Below are 18,336 nucleotides of genomic sequence, written 5' to 3' on the forward strand. Positions count from 1 at the left end.
CTCCCCGCCTATTGGTTCTGGGACGAGGGGGACACCTGGTTTACGGGACGGGTTTTGATGATTTTTGGGAGTGTCAGGAAAGGGATTGCCTGGACTTGGCGTCAAAGAGGTGCATGCGTTCCAGGTCGAAAACCAGAGGGACGGTGTCCCCTTCCTTGATGGCGGTCGTTCCCTTGGTTCTGGCAAGAAAGGCGATATCTTTGATTGTGACGTGCAAATACGTCTCGCTCCCCAACGGTTCCACAAAATCGACCAGGGCGTCGACCTTCCAGGCATCGGGCAGATTACTCTTGTCGCCGTTGTTCACACTCAGGTTTTCCGGCCTGATTCCCAGGATGACGTCCCTGTTTCCATGCCCCTTGTGGTGCAGGTTGGCCGCTTTGGTTCCGGGAACGGGGAGAGAGAATCTACCCTGACAAGAAATGGCCCCGCCGTCGCCTCCGAGGGTGCATTCGACCAGGTTCATGGGCGGGTTCCCAATGAACCCGGCGACAAAGGTATTGACCGGGTTCTGGAACAACTCGACCGGGCTGCCGACCTGTTCGATGTAGCCGTCCCGCATGACAACGATCCGGTCGGCCAGAGTCATGGCCTCAACCTGGTCGTGGGTCACGTAGACGATCGTCGACCGGACCTTCTGGTGCAGACGTTTGATTTCGGCGCGCATTTGGGTTCTGAGTTTGGCGTCGAGGTTGGACAATGGTTCATCGAAAAGAAAGACCGCGGGCTTGCGGACGATGGCCCGGCCCATGGCCACACGCTGGCGCTGTCCGCCCGAGAGCTCGTAGGGTTTTCGTTTGAGCAGGTCGGTCAGCCCGAGGATTTCCGCCGCCTCTTGGACCCGGGCCTGGATGACCGACTTGGAATGTTTTTTGAGCTTTAGGCCAAAAGACATGTTGTCATACACATTCATGTGCGGATACAGGGCGTAGTTCTGGAAAACCATGGACACGCTGCGGTCTTTGGGGGCCAGATCGTTAATGATCCTGTCTCCAATGCGCATGGTTCCTGCGGAGATGGTCTCGAGACCGGCGATCATGCGCAATGTAGTCGATTTCCCGCAGCCCGAAGGGCCAACAAAGACGATGAACTCCTTGTCCCTGATTTCCAGGTTGATCCCGTGGATCGCCTCCACCTTTCCATACATCTTGTACACGTCGGAAATAACGACTTCTGCCATTGTTTGCTCCGTCCCGGTCTCTTGAAGGGTCCCGTCCTGATCGGTCAAGAGTGTCCTCCCTCGACCAGGTGGTCTTCCGGCATTGTGCCAACGTCCTTGCCGGATTATCGATTATTGTTTCCGTCACACAGACGTAACACGAAGCTCATAGTGCAATGGCCGAAAAACGACAAGGATGGATTCGTTTTGAAAGATTTTTCAGTGAAAACAGCATGTTACATTTTTTGTATAGACCGGGCTTCCGGGACAAAAACTATCTTGACCTAAAAAGTTTGTCACAATACTGTCATGAGGATTTGTGTTCAACCAATCCGATACCTTACTTAAACAACCGGAGGTAGAAACGATGCGCGGTAAACGAATTGTAGCGGCCCTTTTGACCGGGCTCATGCTTCTTGTCGGCGGCAACGCCATGGCCAAGAAGGTCGAGATCAACTGGTGGCATGCCATGCGTAGCGCCCGCGGGGAAGTTTGCAAGGCCCTGATCGACAAGTTCAACAAGTCACAGGACGAGTATGTTGTCATCGGCACGAACAAAGGGAACTACGATGAGGTCGTCAATGCGGGCATCGCGGCCATCAGGGCACACAAGCAGCCGCACATCCTCCAGTGTTTCGAGGTCGGCACCCAGACCATGATGCTCTCCGGGGCTATCTATCCGGTGTATCAGCTCATGGTCGACGCCGGATACACCATCAATTGGAATGACTATCTCCAGGCGGTGTTGTCGTATTACATGAACAAGGATGGCAAGCTCATGTCCATGCCGTTCAATTCATCTACTCCGGTCATGTATTACAATGCGGATATGCTCAAGAAGGCAGGCATCCCCATGCCGTCCAAGTCCGAGCCCCTGACCTGGGATGAGCTCGGCACGATACTGAAGACCCTGATCGACAAGAAGATCGCTCCTGCCGGTCTGGTCACTGCATGGCAGTCCTGGACCCAGATCGAAAACTTCTGTGCCATCCATAACCTGCCCTTTGCCTCCAAGGCCGACGGCTACGAAGGTCTGGATTGTGTTCTGGAATTCAACAGCCCCCAGGTGGTCGCCCATATCGCCCAGCTCAAGGACTGGATGAAGGACAAGCGCTTTCTGTACGGCGGCCAGAAGTACCAGGGGCCCAAGGCCGAATTCATCGCCCAGAATGCGGCCGTGTACATTGATTCCATCAGCGGGATCGCCAAGCTGAAGAAGGCGGTCAAGGATTTCAAGTGGGACGTGGCACCTCTGCCTGTTGAAGCCTGGATGACCAAGCCCCAGAACTCTATCATCGGCGGCGCATCCAACTGGGTCCTGGCCGGTCACTCCAAGAAGGAGTACAAGGGCGTTGCCGCCTTCCTGGCCTTTTTGGCCCAGCCCGAACAGCAGATTTTCTGGCACAAGCAGACCGGGTATTTCCCCATCACCCTGACCGCCTATGACGAGCTCAAGAAGCAGGGCTACTACAAGGAACAGCCCTATCAGGAAGTGGGGATCAAGCAGCTCAATCGGGCCGTTCCCACCAAGAATTCCCGCGGCTTGCGCCTGGGTTACTTCGTCCAGATCCGTAATATCATCAACGAGGAACTGGAAAAGGTCTGGAACGATACCAAGACCCCCCAGCAGGCCATGGATGACGCCGTGACTCGGGGCAACAAGGAACTCCGCTCCTTCGAGAAGATATATCAGTAGCCTGAGTTGTTGAGGAACGTTTTATACATACCGCCCCGGCCACCACGGGGCGGTATGTCTTTTTCGTAACTATTCGGATCAGAAATTTGTATTCTTTTTTCCGCATTTTCACGACGAGTCTGCCATGATCAAGCGATCTCTTTTTTCCAACAAGTACCTCCCGTATCTGTTGATACTGCCCCAGTTGCTGGTTACGTTGACATTTTTTTACTGGCCCGCCTTGAACGGGCTTATCAACTCCATGCTCCTGAGCGATCCCTTTGGGTTGCACACCAGCTTTGTCTGGTTCGATAACTTTGTGGATCTGTTGACCGACTTTTTGTATCTCAAGTCCATTGGGATCACAGCGGTTTTTTCCCTGGCCACGGCCGTGACCTCTATTTCCCTGGGGCTGTTCATCGCCACCCTGGCCAACCGGGCCTTCAAGGCCAAGGCGGTTATCCGGACCATGCTTATCTGGCCGTACGCCGTGGCCCCGGCCATCTCCGGGATTTTGTGGCTTTTTCTGCTCCATCCCTCGTACGGGGTGGTCGCCCTGGCCATCAAGAAGACCTTGGGCGTGGACTGGAACCCGGTGCTGCACGGGTCCGATGCCATGATCATGGTCATCATGGCCAGTGCCTGGAAGGAAATTAGTTACAATTTTGTCTTCTTTATCGCCGGGATGCAGGCCATTCCCACCTCCCTCATCGAGGCGGCGGCCATGGACGGGGCCAGTCCTTTCAGGCGGTTCTGGAACATCACCCTACCGCTTCTTTCGCCCACGCTCTTTTTTCTCATGGTCATGAACATCATCTATTCCTTTTTTGAGACCTTCGGTGTCATCCATACCATGACCCAGGGTGGCCCGGGTGGGTCCACGAACATTCTGGTCTACAAGGTCTATCAGGACGGGTTCATCGGGCTCAATCTCGGTTCGTCCTCGGCCCAGTCCGTGATTCTCATGAGCATCATCATTATCGTCACCATTCTCCAGTTCAAGTATGTGGAGAAAAAAGTCCAATATACGGGATAGATCATGGTAGAAAAGACACCCATTCTCGACGCATTGACCTATGTGTTTCTCATTCTGGGCATCCTGATTGTCGGGTTCCCGATTATCTATGCGCTCATCGCCGCGACCCTGCCCATTGAAGAGGTCTCCAAGGTCCCCATGCCGCTCATTCCCGGGGACCAGTTTTTGGTCAACATGAAGGAGGCCTGGGTCAAGGGGGATCTGGGAACACAGCTGACCAACTCGTTCATCATGGCCTCGGGGATCACCTTCGGCAAGATCATCGTCTCCCTGTTCGGGGCCTTCTCCATCGTGTACTTTGATTACCGGCTGCGTAAGATCGCATTTATTTCGGTATTCTGCACCCTGATGCTTCCGGTGGAGGTGCGTATCCTGCCGACCTATGAGATGGCAGCCAACCTCTTCGGCCCCCTCCAGACCCTGGTCAACCTGTTCCATCTGGACTGGCTGATCGACTGGTTTGCCACCCATGACATTGAAATCAATATGGATCTTTGTCTCCTGGATACCTACCCCGGTCTGATACTTCCACTGGTGGCCTCGGCAACCTGCACATTTTTGTTCAGGCAGTTTTTCCTGACCATCCCCGAGGAACTCTGCGAGGCCGCCAAGATGGACGGCGCCTCGGCCATGACCTTTTTCAGGAAGATCCTGCTCCCCCTTTCCAAGACCAATATCGCCGCTCTGGTGGTCATCGAATTTGTCTACGGCTGGAACCAGTACCTCTGGCCGCTGCTCATCACCACCAACCCAAAGATGATGACCGCCGTCATCGGCCTGCAGAACATCATCCCCCAGGCCGACGACCTCCCCTTCTGGAACGTGGCCCTGGCCGGATCACTCATTGTCATGCTCCCACCGGTGCTCGTGGTGCTGTTCATGCAGCGGTGGTTCGTGAAAGGGTTGGTCGATCCGGAGAAATAGGTAGAGAGTGCGCAGTGCGCAGGAAAAACACGTCGCGCCAATGACAGGCATCTTTTCTCTGTCCTCTGACCCGTAGGGGCACGGCGCGCCGTGCCCTGTTTGACCGAGCCCCGGGAGGCGAAGGCAAACAAAAAACCCACGCACTACCCCGATTGTCAAACCCCCGGTTTGGAGATATCCAGACCGGGGGTTTTTATTCACAGTTTTTGATGTCGACACGTGTTGCGGGAGGCATGAATATGGCCATGGATATCCTCATCTGCGGAGTGGGCAATATCGCCCGGGAGCTCCTCAAACAACTCGGTGACGAGTGGACGGTGACCCTCATCGAGAAATCCGGGGAACTCCTCGATCTGGGCGCGGCTTTGTGTACGAATCTCAAGGCCCGGTATGCCGAGGACGCATCCAGTCCCGTGGTCCTCAAGAAGGCGGGGCTCGAAAGGCATCACTATGTTCTGGCCATGACCGGCATCGACGAGGTCAATCTGGCCGTGTGCCGGTTTGCTGGAGAATACGGGGTGCCCTATGTTTCAGCCCTTGTTCACGAGCCCGAGAATGCCAGGGAATTTCAGAAACTCGGGGTGCATGTGGTCATGACCGGCATGCTCACGGCCCGCAATCTCTATCACTATCTTCAGGATCCCAGGGTTCGGGTTTCGCCGCTGACCGGCGGCATGGGCAATGTCTATGAGGTGAATGCCAGGGATCATTTCCGGGTGGTGGGGAAGCGGGCGAGCTATTTCCAACGCTCCACCCTGCGGTTGAGCGGCATTTTCAGACGGGGTAAGCTCATGTTTCCCCGGCCCGGTACCGTGATCCGGGCCGATGATCGTCTGGTGCTGCTCGGGGAAACCGATATCTTCAATGCGGTCTGTTCCCTGCTCGAATGTGCCAGCCCCCATTTTCCCCTGGCCTACGGTCCGGGGATGCTCGTGGCCCTGCCGCGCAAAGGCGAGGAAATCCCGGCCATCCTGCACGAAGGACAGTATCTCGGTCAGAACACCAAGGTCAGAAAGGCGACCGTGCTCTGCGGCACGGACACCTGCGTGATCAAGGACGCTGTGGCCGGGTGGCCTCAGGAAGTGAGCGTGGAGATTCAGCCCTCGGACAAGGGAATTATCGAGAGAGTGCGCGGTTTTGCAGGCGAAAGTGTCTGCGGCTTGCTGCTGATCCCGCCGGTGGAGAAATCCCTGTTTTCAAGCCTTGCCGGACCCGCCTATACCGCGTTGACCCATGACCTGAACTGCCCGGTGCTCATCGCCCGGCAGACAATACCCTATGAGAAAATACTCGTCCCCTTCCATGGAACACCTAATGCGGAATTGGCCCTGGAAGTGGCCATGGACCTGGCAAGACAGCTGGGAGCGGCCATTTCGGTCATGATCGTGGAGGAACCGGGATTTCTCAGCGGCGAGGAGGACGGCGAGTTCGTGCGCACGAATCTGAACCGCATTCGGGAATTGGTCCACATCCACAAGACCACCGTGGAGGAGATCACGGTCAAGGGGAATCCCGTCCGGGAGATCGTCAAACAGACAGCCTCCCATGATCTGCTGGTCATCGGGAGCACCAACAGGGATCGGGGGCTCATCAGCCCGAATATCGGGGAACACCTGGCTGAAAAGGCCGCGTGTTCCGTGCTCATAGTCACTGCGTGAGGCAACCATGCATCAGGATGGACTGGTTCTTTTTTGTCTGGCCACAGCTCTGGTCATACTGCCCCGGCTTGCCGGATATATCCGGGTCTCCACCTCGGTTCTGGAGATTCTGCTGGGCGTTGTGCTGGGGAAGAGTCTCCTGGGGCTGGAAACACACGGCACCTGGCTGGATATACTGGCCCGGTTCGGTTTTCTGGTGCTCATGTTTCAGGCGGGCATGGAGATCGATTTCAAGGCCTTGCTCTCCCAGCGAATCAAACTGGTCGTCTTTCAGGTTGTCCTGTTCGCGTCCACCGTGGTGCTGGCCGGCGTGGCCGTTGTCCTCATGGGACTGCACCCTTTTCTGGCCCTGGTTTTGTCCACCACCTCCCTGGGCCTGGTCGTTCCCGCGCTCAAAGAAACAGGCGTCACCGCATCCCGTCTGGGCCAGACCATTCTCATCGCCGCGACCCTGGCCGATTTTCTGACTCTCCTGGGCATCACTTTTTTTGTGCTCGGCTACCAATACGGGCTGTGCATGGAACTCTTCACCCCCATTCCCCTGTTTGCGGGATTCGCTCTGCTCCTGTGGGGAGCACGGCTCTGGGCCTGGTGGCATCCGGACAAGGCCGAAATCTTTCTCGCTCCCGGTGACGCCAGAGAGCCGGGGGTCCGCCTGTCCATCGCCCTGCTCTTCCTGTTCATTGCATTGTCCGAGCTGGTCCATCTCGAACCGGTCCTGGGCGCGTTCATGGGCGGATGCATCATCTCCTTTGTATTCCGGGAGAAAAAGGAGCTGGAATCCAAGATTTCGGCCATCGGATTCGGGTTTCTGACCCCCATGTTCTTCATCCATGTGGGCATGGGCTTTGACGTGACCAATATTCTGTCCCCGGAACGGCTGGCCTTTGCCGGAATCCTTCTGGTCGTCAGCCTGCTGGTGAAGATCGTGCCCTGTCTCCAATTCCCCCTCTGGGGCCTCGGGCTTAAAGACGGCATGCGCTGCGGGGTGCTCCTGTCAGCCCGGTTGAGCCTCATCGTAGCGGCGGCCTCCATCGGGCTGGAGCAGGGATTTCTGACACCGGAAGTCAAGGATGCTATTGTTCTTCTGGCTCTATTCACCTGCGTGATCGGGCCGCTGGGATTCAAGCTGCTCACCCCGAAGAGCGGGGAATGACGGGGAGGTGGGAGAAAGAAGAACCGGACTCGATAAGAAAGGGAGACGCGGGGCAGGTGACGGAAGAAAGGGACGCAAAAACGTCATCCCGGACTTGATCCGGGATCTCCAGGGAATGAGCATCCCCTTGACGTGTTGCCCACGACCCTGGCCATCAAGATCCCGGCCTGCGCCGGGATGACGGGTGAAAACGAAAAATCGGTGCGAAAAGTGCCGACTTTTTTCAGAATTCAACAGTGTTCTTGGTGGCAATGCCCGGATTGTGGAGGAATCCTTGAAATGATCGAAGGGTATTGGACTTCCCGAAAAAAAATGGCATGGTCGTCTGCAACCGGTATGTTCAAGCAGAACACAGGTCGATATCCAGAACCTTTCACCCAGGGAGGCAGCCATGAATATGGAGAATTTTTCGGAATCCATCACCATTGGTGGAGAAATCTACGAGTACGACCCCAAGGGGCTCACCGCCCTGATCCCTTGTGAAAATTGCGGGCACATGAATGAGGTGGACGTGAACGGGATCGAAGAGGAATATTTTCCCGCATCCTTTTCCTGTGAAAACTGCGGGCATTGGAACAGCTTCGATTAGGCCGACGGAGCGCGATAATTTTTCTACGAAGAACGCCCTTGCAGTTTGACTGCAAGGGCGTTTTCAATCTCTCCAATTTGTGTCGGCGGGTCGATTTAAAAGGACGGCATCCTTGCAAATCGGGAGCGGAACTCCCGATTTGCAAGGAAGAACCAAGAACTTATTTTTTTATAACCAGCTTGATTATTGGGTTTTTGGGATCGAATAGTCGTTTGTGGACTCAACCAGGGAGAAATTTATCGGATGATGATACATGCGGAGATTAACCCCTCTAATCGTCGCATTTTTTCCGGAGATTGGCTTGACGAGTCCATGCCATCTTTCCATGCAAGGCGAATACGAGCATGGAGAGCATGGTATGTGCATGGCAGACATGGGTACTCAGGGAAAAGCCCATGTAGCGCACCCGTGACCATGGAACGGATTCTGGGATGGCATGGGGCGCTTTTTCCCACCGGGTATTCGGGGATGGCCAAAATCCGGGGCCGGGGGAAGGAGTACATCCTACGCGTTGGATGACCGGTTCCGGGGGGAATCAAAGGTATGCTGAAATCAGATACGTTGGTGCTGTTGCAGTTGCTTACGCTCATTCGTGAACGCCCACCACGGCAATGGATCGCCGCCCTCCATGAAGTGGACAACCGCCATGAACACATCGATCACACACGGATCGTGCTGTTTCCCGGTTTTTGTGCACAGCCCATCAAACATCTCAAACGCATCCCGTCCGATCAACTGCCGGGGATGCTCGATGCCGATCAGCCGAAGGTCCGCAGCCATGGCCTTTCCGATGTTGGGGAGGTCTTCCAGACGGGGGACTGTTTTTCTGTCCGGGGTTTTCATGGTATGTCCATTGTGAAGGACAAAGAAGGGGGTATTCCCCTCTTCTGGCAAACACTTTGAGTGGCCTATCGCCACTGGTTGGAAGATGACGGTGATCGATAACGCCCTTTTGTTCGGATCTGCCGGATCAGAGGGCTTCATGTTTTTGGGGTAAAACCGGAATGATCATCCGGACAGCGGTTCCTTCGGGGCCGGAATCGAACTCCAGTCTTCCCTGGTGCTGGCGCATGATGGTGGCTGAGATGGAAAGTCCGAGACCGGTTCCTCCCTTGTCGCGTTTGGTGGTATAGAAAGGGTCCTGGATGAAATGCAGGTCCCCGGGATCTATGCCGCAGCCGTTGTCCTGGACCTGGATGAGGGCTTCCTTGCCTTGGGGGCCGGTTCTGGTCTTTGTGGTTATCGTTATGCGGCCGGCTTCGGGGTGGATAGCTTCGCAGGCATTGACCACCAGGTTGATGAGCACCTGCATGAGGCGCTGTATGTTGCCCTGTACAGAGGGGAGATTTTCCTGGCGGTTGCAATCAAAGGCCCGGGCACTGTGTTTGATCTTGTGACGGACAAAGGTCATGCTTTCGTCCACCACACGGTTGAGGTCCACGTCCTCCTGTTCGCTGTCCCGGCTCTGGCGGGCATAGTCCTTGAGCTGGGACACGATTGCATTGATGCGTGCCGCCCCCCGGATCATCTCGTTGAGCAGGGGTGGCATTTGCAGGCGTACTTCCGAATATTCCAGGCCGCCCAGGACAAAGTCGCCGTTTTCCCGGTAGTATTCCTCGAGAATGGTCTGACTGTCCTTCCACATGTCCCGGATCAGGGGCAGGTTCAGGGTGAGATAGCTGTTGGGATTGTTGATTTCATGGGCGACTCCGGTCACCAGGAGTCCCAGGGATGTCATCTTTTCGGCCTGGATGGTCTTCTGCCGTCTTTGTTCCGCTTCCGCCTCAGCCTGCTTCCGCTCGCTGACGTCCGTCAGTTTTCCTTCCACATAGAGCGTCTGTCCCTGCTTGTTTTTGGCGCACCGTGCGTTGAATGCAACCCAGATGGTATCCCCGGTCTTGGTGAACATGGTGGTCACGAAATCTTTCACCAGGCCGTGTTTTTTGAGCAGGCTCATGACCCGGTCACGTTCCCTGGGATTGCAGTAGAGCTGGTTCGAGATGCTCGAAATGGAGCCGAGAAGATCCTGGGGTGAGTTGTATCCCAGAATGCGGGCCATTTCCTGGTTGGCATCGATGAACCTGCCTTCGGGTGTGGAGCGGAAGATGCCCTCGAGGGCGTTTTCGAAAATATCCTGGTATTTCTCCTTTTCACTCCACTTGGTGATGTCGTGGGCGAAAACGCATACACCAACCACCTCGCCCTCTTGGATAAGGGGAGAGTAGGTGTTTTCGTAAAACAGTTCTTTGCCGTTGTGCTCGGGATATTTGCGCTTGAGGATATAGGATTCCCCGCCAAGGGCCCGGTCGAAATGCTTTTTGGCCGTGGCCAGTTCTTCGGGGGAGTGGAAGAGTTCCAGGATGCTCATCCCGGAAAAGATGTCCGCGCCCCAGGTGCGTTTGATGTGCATCTGATGGGCGAGGTTGAAGGACGTGTAGGTGTAGTTCCTGTCCAGAGTGAAAAACATGATGTTGCCCGGAGCATTGAGGGCCTTTACGAGCAGGCTGTTCTCACGGCGCAGGCGATGGAGTTCATCTTCCATGGTTTTTTTTTCGGACATGGAGTCCTCTTACACCAGAACGAGTTTGAAAATCGTTGTTTTGGGGAGGCCCGGACGATTCCCTCCACACGTGTCAATTTTTGTTTTTCTGCACCTCCCGGGGCGCAGAAAAACGGGCGATTCGTGAATCGTCCCTACGGAACCGTGGTGTTTCGCGCCAGGCTCGAGGTACAACTCAATGTTTCGAAATAATTGGAGTACCTTACTCAGAAGGTTCCGTAATAAAAAACAAAAAAAAATCCATAACCGCTTGAACTTAAAACTTAAAACCTAAAACCTAAAACTGCGGCCTGGCCGCATTTGATCAAGATTCCAGCTTCTGCAAACGCTTGTTCAGGGCCTGTCGGGAGATGCCGATCATGCGGGCGGCCTGGGCCTGGTTGTCGTGACAGCGCTCCATGGCTTCGCAGACAAGATATTGTCCCACCTGTTTCATACTCGGCAGGATGGATCCGAAGGAGATGGGGGCGGTGTCGCCTGATTCTGATTGTGTTGCGCAGGGCCGTTCCTGGTCCGGGAGTTTCGGGCGTGTGAGATCCTCGAGTTGGTCGGTATTCGCCTGTCCCGGGCGGCCTGAAGAGACGGAATCGAAGACCAGCATCTTGAGCTCGCGGACATTGCCGGGGAATGCATAGCCCCTGAGTGTATCGAACAATGTGTCGGCGTTGTCCGGAAAGGGCCTTTTGAGTTCGGAACAGATTTCCCGGATAAAGCGATCGATCAGGAGGCCGATGTCAGCCGGGCGGCTGCGCAGGGGAGGGACGTGGATATGGTGGGCCTTGAGACGGTAATAGAGGTCTGATCTGAAGGTGTTCGAACCGTCCAGGGCTGCGGATGACTTGTTGGTTGCCGTGACGATGCGGGCGTTGGACTTGCGGGTGAGATCCGAGCCGATGGGCCGGTATTCCCGTTCCTGGAGCAGACGGAGGAGTTTTATCTGTGATCCATGGGCGAGATCGCCTACTTCGTCCAGGAACAGCGTACCGTCGGCCGCCTTTTCCACCAGGCCGGGTCGGCTTGTGGCGGCTCCGGTGAACGCGCCTTTTTTGTGGCCGAACAGGGTGTCGTCAAAGATGTTTTCATCCAGACCCGCCACATTGACGGCAACGAATTCTCCCTTGCGGCCGCTCAGATCGTGGACGGCCCTTGCGATCAGTTCTTTGCCCACTCCGGACTCGCCGGTTATGAGCACCGGTTGCTGGGTTTCGGATATGGCCTCCACGTACTGGAAGATGGAGCGCATGGATTTGCTGGCGGTGACGATATTTCGGAATGCAGCGGGATTTTCGAGCGTGTCGCCCAGAAAGCGGCTGCGAAGGGAGATGTTTTCTCGTTTCAACTGCCGTATTTCAACGGCGTGTCTGACCCCGGAAACCAGGCTGGCCTTGTCGCTGGTTTTGACAAAGAAGTCGAAGGCCCCCTCTTTGATGCACTGGACCGCACTTTCCACATCGTTGATGCCGGTTATCACGATTATGGGGATTTCAGGATGGGCTCTGCCCACCGTTCTGATCAGCTCCAGACCGCTGAGCCCGGGCATGGCCATGTCCGCGGCTATGGCCTCCACTTCGGTTTCGGCGAGTGTCGGGACCACCTGCAGCGGGTCGGAGAGGGTGATCAGGTTGTCAAAACCGGCTGAGCGCAGGGCCAGGGAAAAGGAACGGAGCCAGCTTTCCTCGTCGTCCACCAGCAGCAGCGGGTTTTTGGGGTTTTTCATGGTGTTCCTGGGATGCTCGGTCGCAAAATAAACGGTATACGTGGACGATGGTACATACTGTTTGTGCAGCCCCTTGGGATAGAGGACAGAGAACAGAGAACAGAGGACAGAGACCAGATGACAGAGAACAGATAAAAAACTTGCCCCCGAACAGAGTGGCTATGGGTTGTTGGTACTGTCGTTCTTTCTGTTTTTGCGTGTATGCGTAAAAACCGGGTTGTCGTCTTGTCGTCTGAGCGGTCAGTCGAAGGTGCGCTTGTCCACGAGAGGCGGCTGTCCTTCGAGGGTGGCGCGATCCACTATTTGGATGAACGGGAGGAGTTTGACCTCCTGCTGGACCCTTCTGCTCACGGTATCGGGGTTTATCTCTCCTGCAACGGCCAGCAGCAGGGTGAACCGGTCGTGGCCTTCGGTATTGTCGATGACGGTCTGGTGGGCCAGGATTTCCTTGAACCCCGAGAGCGCCTTGGCCACCTGGGCCGGGTAGATGAACTGCCCCTTGACCTTGGCGGTGTCATCGACCCGTCCCAGAATGCCGGTCAGCCTGGGGGCCGTGCGGCCGCACCCGCACGGGGAACAGTCCAGCGAGGAGAGATCACCGGTGGCCAGTCTGAGAAGGGGATAGGCGCGGACCAGGGGGGTGACCACAACCTCTCCGGGAACCCCGGGGGGAAGGGATTTGCCCGTGCCCGGTTCGCATATCTCCACATGACAGCGGGAGGACGTGTGCCATCCGGACAGCTGACCGCATTCATAGGCGATGCATCCTACATCTGCGGTGCCGTATCCCTGTCGCATGGTGAGGTCAAACATCTCCTCCACCGATGTGCGCAAGCTGTCCGTCAGGATTTCGGCAGCCACGAAAGCGACACGCAGATTGGAGTCCTCGAGCAGGTCATGCCCTTGTGCCTGTGCCTTGTGGCCGATGGTTTTCAGATAGCTGGCCATGCCCACAAACCCGGTAACCGGCAGAGAGGTCATGAGCTCGATCTGGGCCCGGGTGTTTCCGGGGCCGGCCGGAATGACGGCGCACCCGATCTGTCGGAGGGGTTCTTCGAGCATGAGCCCGGCCGGGGTGAGGTGGTAGCTGAAGGTCATCTGGACCAGATCGTTTTTCCTGAACCCGGCGGCAAAAAAGGCCTCTGCCCATCCCCAGTAGTTGGTTTCCCGTCCCTCGGGGTCCAGAATCGGGCCCGGTGACTGGTAGATTCGGGAAAGCTCACCGGGATGCTGGGTCAGGAACCACTCCAGCCCCTTTTCCTGCTGCAGGGAGATGAGGTGTTTTTTGGAAAGGGGAGGGATGGCCGTGAAATCTTCCCATGATCTGAAATCTTCAGGGTGTGCCCCCATCTCGTCCAGGCGTGACCGTATCTCGGGCGATTTTTCATACCCGTTCTTGAGAACCCGGGATATCCCTTCCCATAAGGCGGCCGATCTGCTTTCCTCGGAGGCGGTTTCCAAAGGGGAGTACACTTCGTGGGGTTTGGTCATATGGTTCACCTTTGCAGTGGGTTGCGCTTGAAGTGTTGCCATGAATACCACAGATGGGCTGGGCTCACCCCAGCCACCGCTTGCGTCGCCGGTAGTGTTTGACGTCCCGGTAGCTTCTCTTCTCCCCGTTGTTCTCGATACCGAGGTAGAATTCCTGGACATCCGGGTTGTCGAGGAGTTCGCTGCCTTTGCCGTCCATGACGATGTGGCCGTTTTCCATGATATAGCCGTAGGCGGCAATGGAGAGGGCCAGGCGGGCGTTCTGTTCCACCAGCAGCACGGTGACCTGCTCTGTCTGGTTGATTCTGGTGATTATCTCAAAAATTTCCTCCACCAGCAATGGGGCGAGTCCAAGAGAGGGCTCGTCCAGCATGAGCAGGCGGGGGCGGGCCATGAGAGCCCTGCCGATGGCGAGCATCTGCTGCTCACCCCCGGACATATAGCCGGCCAGTTGCAGACGCCGTTCCTTGAGTCGTGGGAAATAGCCATATACCTTTTCCAGATCCGTGGAGAAGTTTTTGCTCGGCTGGGTGTAGGCGCCGCAGCGAAGGTTTTCTTCCACCGTGAGATCTTCAAAGATGCGCCTTCCTTCCATGACCTGAAAGATGCCCTGGCGGACAAGAAGCTCGGGGCTCTTGTTCTGTATTTCATTTCCCTGGAATTCGATTTTCCCGGCCGTGGCCTTGCCGTCTTCACCGTGCAGAATGCCGGAAACGGCTTTCAGTGTGGTGGATTTCCCGGCACCATTGGCCCCGAGCAATGTGGTGATGCTGCCCTGGCGCACCTCCAGGGACAGTCCCTTGAGCACCAGGACAACATCATTGTAAACCACTTCCAGGTTGCTGACTTTGAGCAGCGCAGACATGTAGGCTCCAGGATGGATTTTTCGAATTTTAGAAATTTTAGAGATTTTAGAAATTTTAGAAATTTTAGAAATTTTAGAGATTTGAGAAATTTGAGAGATTTAAGAGATTTGAGGGAATTGTAACCGTAGGGGCAGGCACAGGTTGGGCAGGCACAGGGACCTGCCCCTACGGGATATGTGGTGATGGCGGTGAATGATTTTGGAAATTACAGAGGGTGTCAATTTCTTAAATTTCTGAAATCCTACAATTTTTAAAATCTTTTACTTACCCAACCACGCCTTGCTGCGCGGGAGTTCTTCGGTCGCTGCGAATTCCATCTGTCCGCCGTTCTTGAAGGTGACGATGTTGACGGCCATGTTCGGGCGGTGATCGTCGGGGAAGAAGCTGATTTTCGGGGCCAGGCCCATGGGATCGAAATCGCGCATTGTTTCAAGGGCGGTCTTGATGGTCTCCCCGGTTATCTCACCCTTGGACGCCGCCTGTTCGATCCCCTCGGCCATGACCAGCATGGAGACGAAACCGCGCAGAAAGTGGGTCATCTGGTGTTCGTTGTCCGTGATTTTTTTGATGACCGTCATACCTGGTACATCCTGGCCATAGACTGCTGCTGCCTGGATACCGAGATGGCCGTCAGCCGCGGCCCCGCCCATTTTGGTCAGGTTTTCATCATTGCCCCAGATATTGCAAAGAACGGTCACCGTATCCATGCCCAGTTTTTTGGCGTCTTTCATGACCACGGCTGTGGAGGGCGTTGTGCCTCCCACCCAGATGGCATCGGGATTCTTTTTCTTGAGGCTCAGAAGCTGCGGCGTGGCATCCATGGCCTTGAGCCCCACATTCTCCTCGCCGACAATGTCGAAGCCCAGCTCCTTGGCGTAGGCCTTCATGCCCGGGATGGGCACCAGTCCGTAGGGCTTGTCCGGGTAGATGAAGGCAAAACGGACAGGGCGGTCCTTTTTCCAGGTGTCCTTGATGTATTTCATGCCGGCCCGGGCCTGGGTGGTATAGTCCGGGGCAACCGTGAAATTGTAGGGCGCCTTGGACGGGTCCATGAGGTGCGGGGAATACGAGGCGGAAAAAACCGGAATCCTGTCCCGTGAAACCATGCGCACCAGAGCCTCGGTGTCACCTGTCCCCCACCCCTGCAGGGCCACGATGCCCTTGCTCTTGAAGCGTTTGTAGGCGGCCAGGGCCTGCTGCACATTGTAGGCGTAGTCCACCTGGTCGAGGACGATTTTTTCACCGTCAATGCCGCCCCGGGAGTTGATGTACGCAGCACAGGCCTTGATCCCGTCGGCATAGGGCTGGCCCACGCTGGAGGTGGGTCCGGTCAGATCGGAGATCAGACCGATCCGGATTTCAGCGAGTGCGGGTGAGGCGCACATGGCCATGAGTATGAGTGACGCAATGATTCGGGTGAACATGATCCCTCCGTGCATGTTGTGGGGTAAGGGGGGTGGATCGTTGTTTTCGTACCTTACTCAAAAGGTTCTGTTATAAAAAAGAAAATTCTATAAGAGCTTGAACGTAAAACCTAAAAACCTAAAACCTAAAACTGCGGCTTGGCCGCATTAATACGCAAAGGGAAACAGTTTCCAATACGCCTTTGTCAGCCGCCATTTGCGGATCAATCCTTCGGGTTCGAAGATGAGGAAGAGGATGACCACCAGGCCGAAGACGCCTTCCTTGAGGGGGATGATCATGGCGCTGAGGTCGGGGAAGATCCCGGACATGGAACCGGACAGAACGTTCAGTATCTCCGGGAGAAGGGTGATGAAAATGGCGCCCAGGATACTCCCTGTCACCGAACCCATGCCGCCGACGATGATCATGGCCAGGTAGTTGATGGACAATGCAATGGAAAACTGCTCCGGCGTCACGTACATGGTGTAGTGAGCCCACAGTCCTCCGGCCACGCCGGCCATGAACGAGCTGAGGGCAAAGGCCTTCAGTTTGTAGGCAAAAAGGTTGATACCCACATTTTCCGCGCTCTGATAGAAGTCCCTGATGGCCACAAAGGCCCTGCCGGTTCGCGTGCGGGCCAGATTCGAAACACCCAGCACGCAGAGTACCGTGACGAACAGGATCAGATAGTACATGCGGATGTCGGAATCAAAGCTGAAGCCCAGGATCATGGGCGGGTCCACGGGCAGGCCGTTTGCTCCGCCCGTGAGCCCCTTGGAGTGCAGGAACGCGTATTCGAGGATAAGCTGGGCAGCCAGGGTGGAAATGGCCAGATAGATCCCTTTGAGGCGAAGGGAGGGGATGCCGAAGAACAACCCTATGAGGGCGGCCACACCCCCGCCTCCCAGGAGTGCCGCCACAAAGGGCAGGCCGTTCTGGCTCAGGATGGCTGTGGCATACGCCCCGACGCCCACAAAGGCTCCGTGGCCAAGGGACATCTGGCCGCAGAATCCCGTGAGCAGATTGAGGGAGACCGCCCCTATCACGGCCAGCAGGATCAGGTTGAGAATGGAAACCAGGTAGAAATCAAGCCCCAGGGGAACGAGCACCAGGGCGAGCATGAACAGCCCGGAGCAGAGTTTCTGAAAACCCGAAGGAAAAAGCTGGTTTTCAGCCGGGTACGAGGTAAAAAACAGACCGCATTTGCTCATGCCTACACTCTCTCGATGTCTTTGGTCCCGAAGAGACCGTACGGTTTGATCATCAGAATGATCACCAGGATCACAAAGGACGCAACCTCCTTGAAGCCACCAAGGCCCAGCAGGTCTTTGGCCGCGCCCTCACACAGGTTTTCCAGTACGCCCACGATAAGTCCTCCCAGTGCCGCACCCAGCAGGCTGTCCAGACCGCCGAGAATGACGGCCGGAAAGACCTTCAGCCCCAGGTGGCCGAGCTGGGAATTGATGCCGTTGATGTTGCCGAGGATCACCCCGCCGATGGAGGAGACAACCGCGGCAATGCACCATGACAGAGCAAAGATCTTTTTGATGCCGATGCCCATGGACTGGGCGGCCTGTTGGTCATAGGCCGTGGCCCGCATGGCAATGCCCAGGGACGAGTATTTGAAGAAGAGTGAAAACACGGCAAAAAGCAGGGCGCTCAGTCCAAAGGCCGCCAGATAGACCGGGGCCACGGGCATGCCGGCGATCATGATGGGATCCTGTGGCAGAATCTGGGGGTAGACCCTGATCTGGGTTCCCCAGAAGACCTGGACGATGGATTTGAGCACCGAGGAGAGCCCGATGGTGACCATGATCACCGAGATGATGGGTTCCCCGATCATGGGCCTGAGCACCAGGCGTTCCACGACCAGCCCCAGAATGATGGAGAACGCCAGGGTGATCAGAAAGGAGAACAGAAACGGAATATGAAACTGAACCGTCAGGGCGAAGCAGATATAGGCCCCGACCATGACCAGTTCGCCCTGGGCAAAATTGACCACCTTGGTCGCCTTGAAGATGATCACGAATCCCAGAGCCACCAGACTGTAGATACTGCCGACCACCAGGCCGTTGATGATGAGTTGGATGTAGTATTCCAT

15 protein-coding genes are annotated in these 18,336 nt (G+C 56.0%); 6 read left to right on the top strand and 9 right to left on the bottom strand.

All coding sequences use genetic code 11. The annotated features are described in order from the left end of the window. Positions 1-73 precede the first annotated feature (73 nt). The gene (locus ACY692_RS07840; RefSeq protein ID WP_462324797.1) at positions 74-1,180 is read right to left on the bottom strand and encodes an ABC transporter ATP-binding protein; all 1,107 of its coding nucleotides are present in this window, start codon (positions 1,178-1,180) and stop codon (positions 74-76) included. A 346-nt stretch (positions 1,181-1,526) separates the two neighbouring features. Between ACY692_RS07840 and ugpB the strand changes: the two genes are divergently transcribed. The 6 genes from ugpB to ACY692_RS07870 all read left to right on the top strand — a co-directional run bounded on the left by ugpB (position 1,527) and on the right by ACY692_RS07870 (position 8,197). After that, a complete protein-coding gene (gene ugpB / locus ACY692_RS07845; protein WP_462324798.1) occupies positions 1,527-2,855 on the top strand; it encodes a sn-glycerol-3-phosphate ABC transporter substrate-binding protein UgpB in 1,329 nt (442 codons plus the stop codon). 124 nt (positions 2,856-2,979) lie between these two features. After that, positions 2,980-3,870 (top strand): ABC transporter permease subunit, encoded by an 891-nt coding sequence (locus ACY692_RS07850; RefSeq protein ID WP_462324799.1) that lies wholly within the window; start codon positions 2,980-2,982, stop codon positions 3,868-3,870. Positions 3,871-3,873: 3 nt separating this feature from the next. Beyond that, the gene (locus ACY692_RS07855) at positions 3,874-4,794 is read left to right on the top strand and encodes an ABC transporter permease subunit (RefSeq protein ID WP_462324800.1); all 921 of its coding nucleotides are present in this window, start codon (positions 3,874-3,876) and stop codon (positions 4,792-4,794) included. Between the two features lie 239 nt (positions 4,795-5,033). Beyond that, positions 5,034-6,452, top strand: coding sequence for an NAD-binding protein (locus ACY692_RS07860; RefSeq protein ID WP_462324801.1), 1,419 nt, complete (start codon positions 5,034-5,036; stop codon positions 6,450-6,452). A 7-nt stretch (positions 6,453-6,459) separates the two neighbouring features. After that, a complete protein-coding gene (locus ACY692_RS07865) occupies positions 6,460-7,608 on the top strand; it encodes a cation:proton antiporter (RefSeq protein ID WP_462324802.1) in 1,149 nt (382 codons plus the stop codon). Between the two features lie 391 nt (positions 7,609-7,999). After that, positions 8,000-8,197, top strand: a complete 198-nt coding sequence (locus ACY692_RS07870; RefSeq protein ID WP_462324803.1) for a zinc ribbon domain-containing protein — start codon at positions 8,000-8,002, stop codon at positions 8,195-8,197. A gap of 552 nt (positions 8,198-8,749) precedes the next feature. Here the strand turns inward: ACY692_RS07870 and ACY692_RS07875 are convergent. From ACY692_RS07875 to ACY692_RS07910, 8 genes are all read right to left on the bottom strand, one after another. After that, positions 8,750-9,181, bottom strand: coding sequence for a helix-hairpin-helix domain-containing protein (locus ACY692_RS07875; protein ID WP_462324804.1), 432 nt, complete (start codon positions 9,179-9,181; stop codon positions 8,750-8,752). Then, the gene (locus ACY692_RS07880; protein ID WP_462324805.1) at positions 9,168-10,757 is read right to left on the bottom strand and encodes a PAS domain-containing sensor histidine kinase; all 1,590 of its coding nucleotides are present in this window, start codon (positions 10,755-10,757) and stop codon (positions 9,168-9,170) included. Before ACY692_RS07880 ends, ACY692_RS07875 begins: the two co-directional genes overlap by 14 nt. Before the next feature lie 304 nt (positions 10,758-11,061). Further along, positions 11,062-12,474 carry a sigma-54-dependent transcriptional regulator gene (locus tag ACY692_RS07885; RefSeq protein WP_462324806.1) on the bottom strand — a complete coding sequence of 471 codons (1,413 nt, stop codon included), beginning with the start codon at positions 12,472-12,474 and terminating at the stop codon, positions 11,062-11,064. Positions 12,475-12,714: 240 nt separating this feature from the next. Then, positions 12,715-13,965 (bottom strand): phenylacetate--CoA ligase family protein, encoded by a 1,251-nt coding sequence (locus tag ACY692_RS07890; RefSeq protein ID WP_462324807.1) that lies wholly within the window; start codon positions 13,963-13,965, stop codon positions 12,715-12,717. 64 nt (positions 13,966-14,029) lie between these two features. Beyond that, positions 14,030-14,830: an ABC transporter ATP-binding protein gene (locus tag ACY692_RS07895; protein ID WP_462324808.1), complete on the bottom strand. Its 801-nt coding sequence runs from the start codon at positions 14,828-14,830 to the stop codon at positions 14,030-14,032. Positions 14,831-15,091: 261 nt separating this feature from the next. Then, entirely contained in the window at positions 15,092-16,255 is a 1,164-nt protein-coding gene (locus ACY692_RS07900; protein ID WP_462324809.1) for an ABC transporter substrate-binding protein, read from the bottom strand. Between the two features lie 147 nt (positions 16,256-16,402). Beyond that, positions 16,403-17,446 (bottom strand): branched-chain amino acid ABC transporter permease, encoded by a 1,044-nt coding sequence (locus ACY692_RS07905; protein ID WP_462324810.1) that lies wholly within the window; start codon positions 17,444-17,446, stop codon positions 16,403-16,405. A 2-nt stretch (positions 17,447-17,448) separates the two neighbouring features. Continuing rightward, on the bottom strand, positions 17,449-18,336 hold an 888-nt coding region (locus tag ACY692_RS07910), incomplete at its 5' end, for a branched-chain amino acid ABC transporter permease (RefSeq protein ID WP_462324811.1).

This window comes from Desulfoplanes sp. (assembly GCF_054921335.1).

Bases quoted from the DNA above. Each gene is read 5' to 3' on its own strand.
- ACY692_RS07840 (WP_462324797.1), bottom strand. From the start codon at position 1,180: ATGGCAGAAGTCGTTATTTCCGACGTGTACAAGATGTATGGAAAGGTG.
- ugpB (WP_462324798.1), top strand. From the start codon at position 1,527: ATGCGCGGTAAACGAATTGTAGCGGCCCTTTTGACCGGGCTCATGCTT.
- ACY692_RS07850 (WP_462324799.1), top strand. From the start codon at position 2,980: ATGATCAAGCGATCTCTTTTTTCCAACAAGTACCTCCCGTATCTGTTG.
- ACY692_RS07855 (WP_462324800.1), top strand. From the start codon at position 3,874: ATGGTAGAAAAGACACCCATTCTCGACGCATTGACCTATGTGTTTCTC.
- ACY692_RS07860 (WP_462324801.1), top strand. From the start codon at position 5,034: ATGGCCATGGATATCCTCATCTGCGGAGTGGGCAATATCGCCCGGGAG.
- ACY692_RS07865 (WP_462324802.1), top strand. From the start codon at position 6,460: ATGCATCAGGATGGACTGGTTCTTTTTTGTCTGGCCACAGCTCTGGTC.
- ACY692_RS07870 (WP_462324803.1), top strand. From the start codon at position 8,000: ATGAATATGGAGAATTTTTCGGAATCCATCACCATTGGTGGAGAAATC.
- ACY692_RS07875 (WP_462324804.1), bottom strand. From the start codon at position 9,181: ATGAAGCCCTCTGATCCGGCAGATCCGAACAAAAGGGCGTTATCGATC.
- ACY692_RS07880 (WP_462324805.1), bottom strand. From the start codon at position 10,757: ATGTCCGAAAAAAAAACCATGGAAGATGAACTCCATCGCCTGCGCCGT.
- ACY692_RS07885 (WP_462324806.1), bottom strand. From the start codon at position 12,474: ATGAAAAACCCCAAAAACCCGCTGCTGCTGGTGGACGACGAGGAAAGC.
- ACY692_RS07890 (WP_462324807.1), bottom strand. From the start codon at position 13,965: ATGACCAAACCCCACGAAGTGTACTCCCCTTTGGAAACCGCCTCCGAG.
- ACY692_RS07895 (WP_462324808.1), bottom strand. From the start codon at position 14,830: ATGTCTGCGCTGCTCAAAGTCAGCAACCTGGAAGTGGTTTACAATGAT.
- ACY692_RS07900 (WP_462324809.1), bottom strand. From the start codon at position 16,255: ATGTTCACCCGAATCATTGCGTCACTCATACTCATGGCCATGTGCGCC.
- ACY692_RS07905 (WP_462324810.1), bottom strand. From the start codon at position 17,446: ATGAGCAAATGCGGTCTGTTTTTTACCTCGTACCCGGCTGAAAACCAG.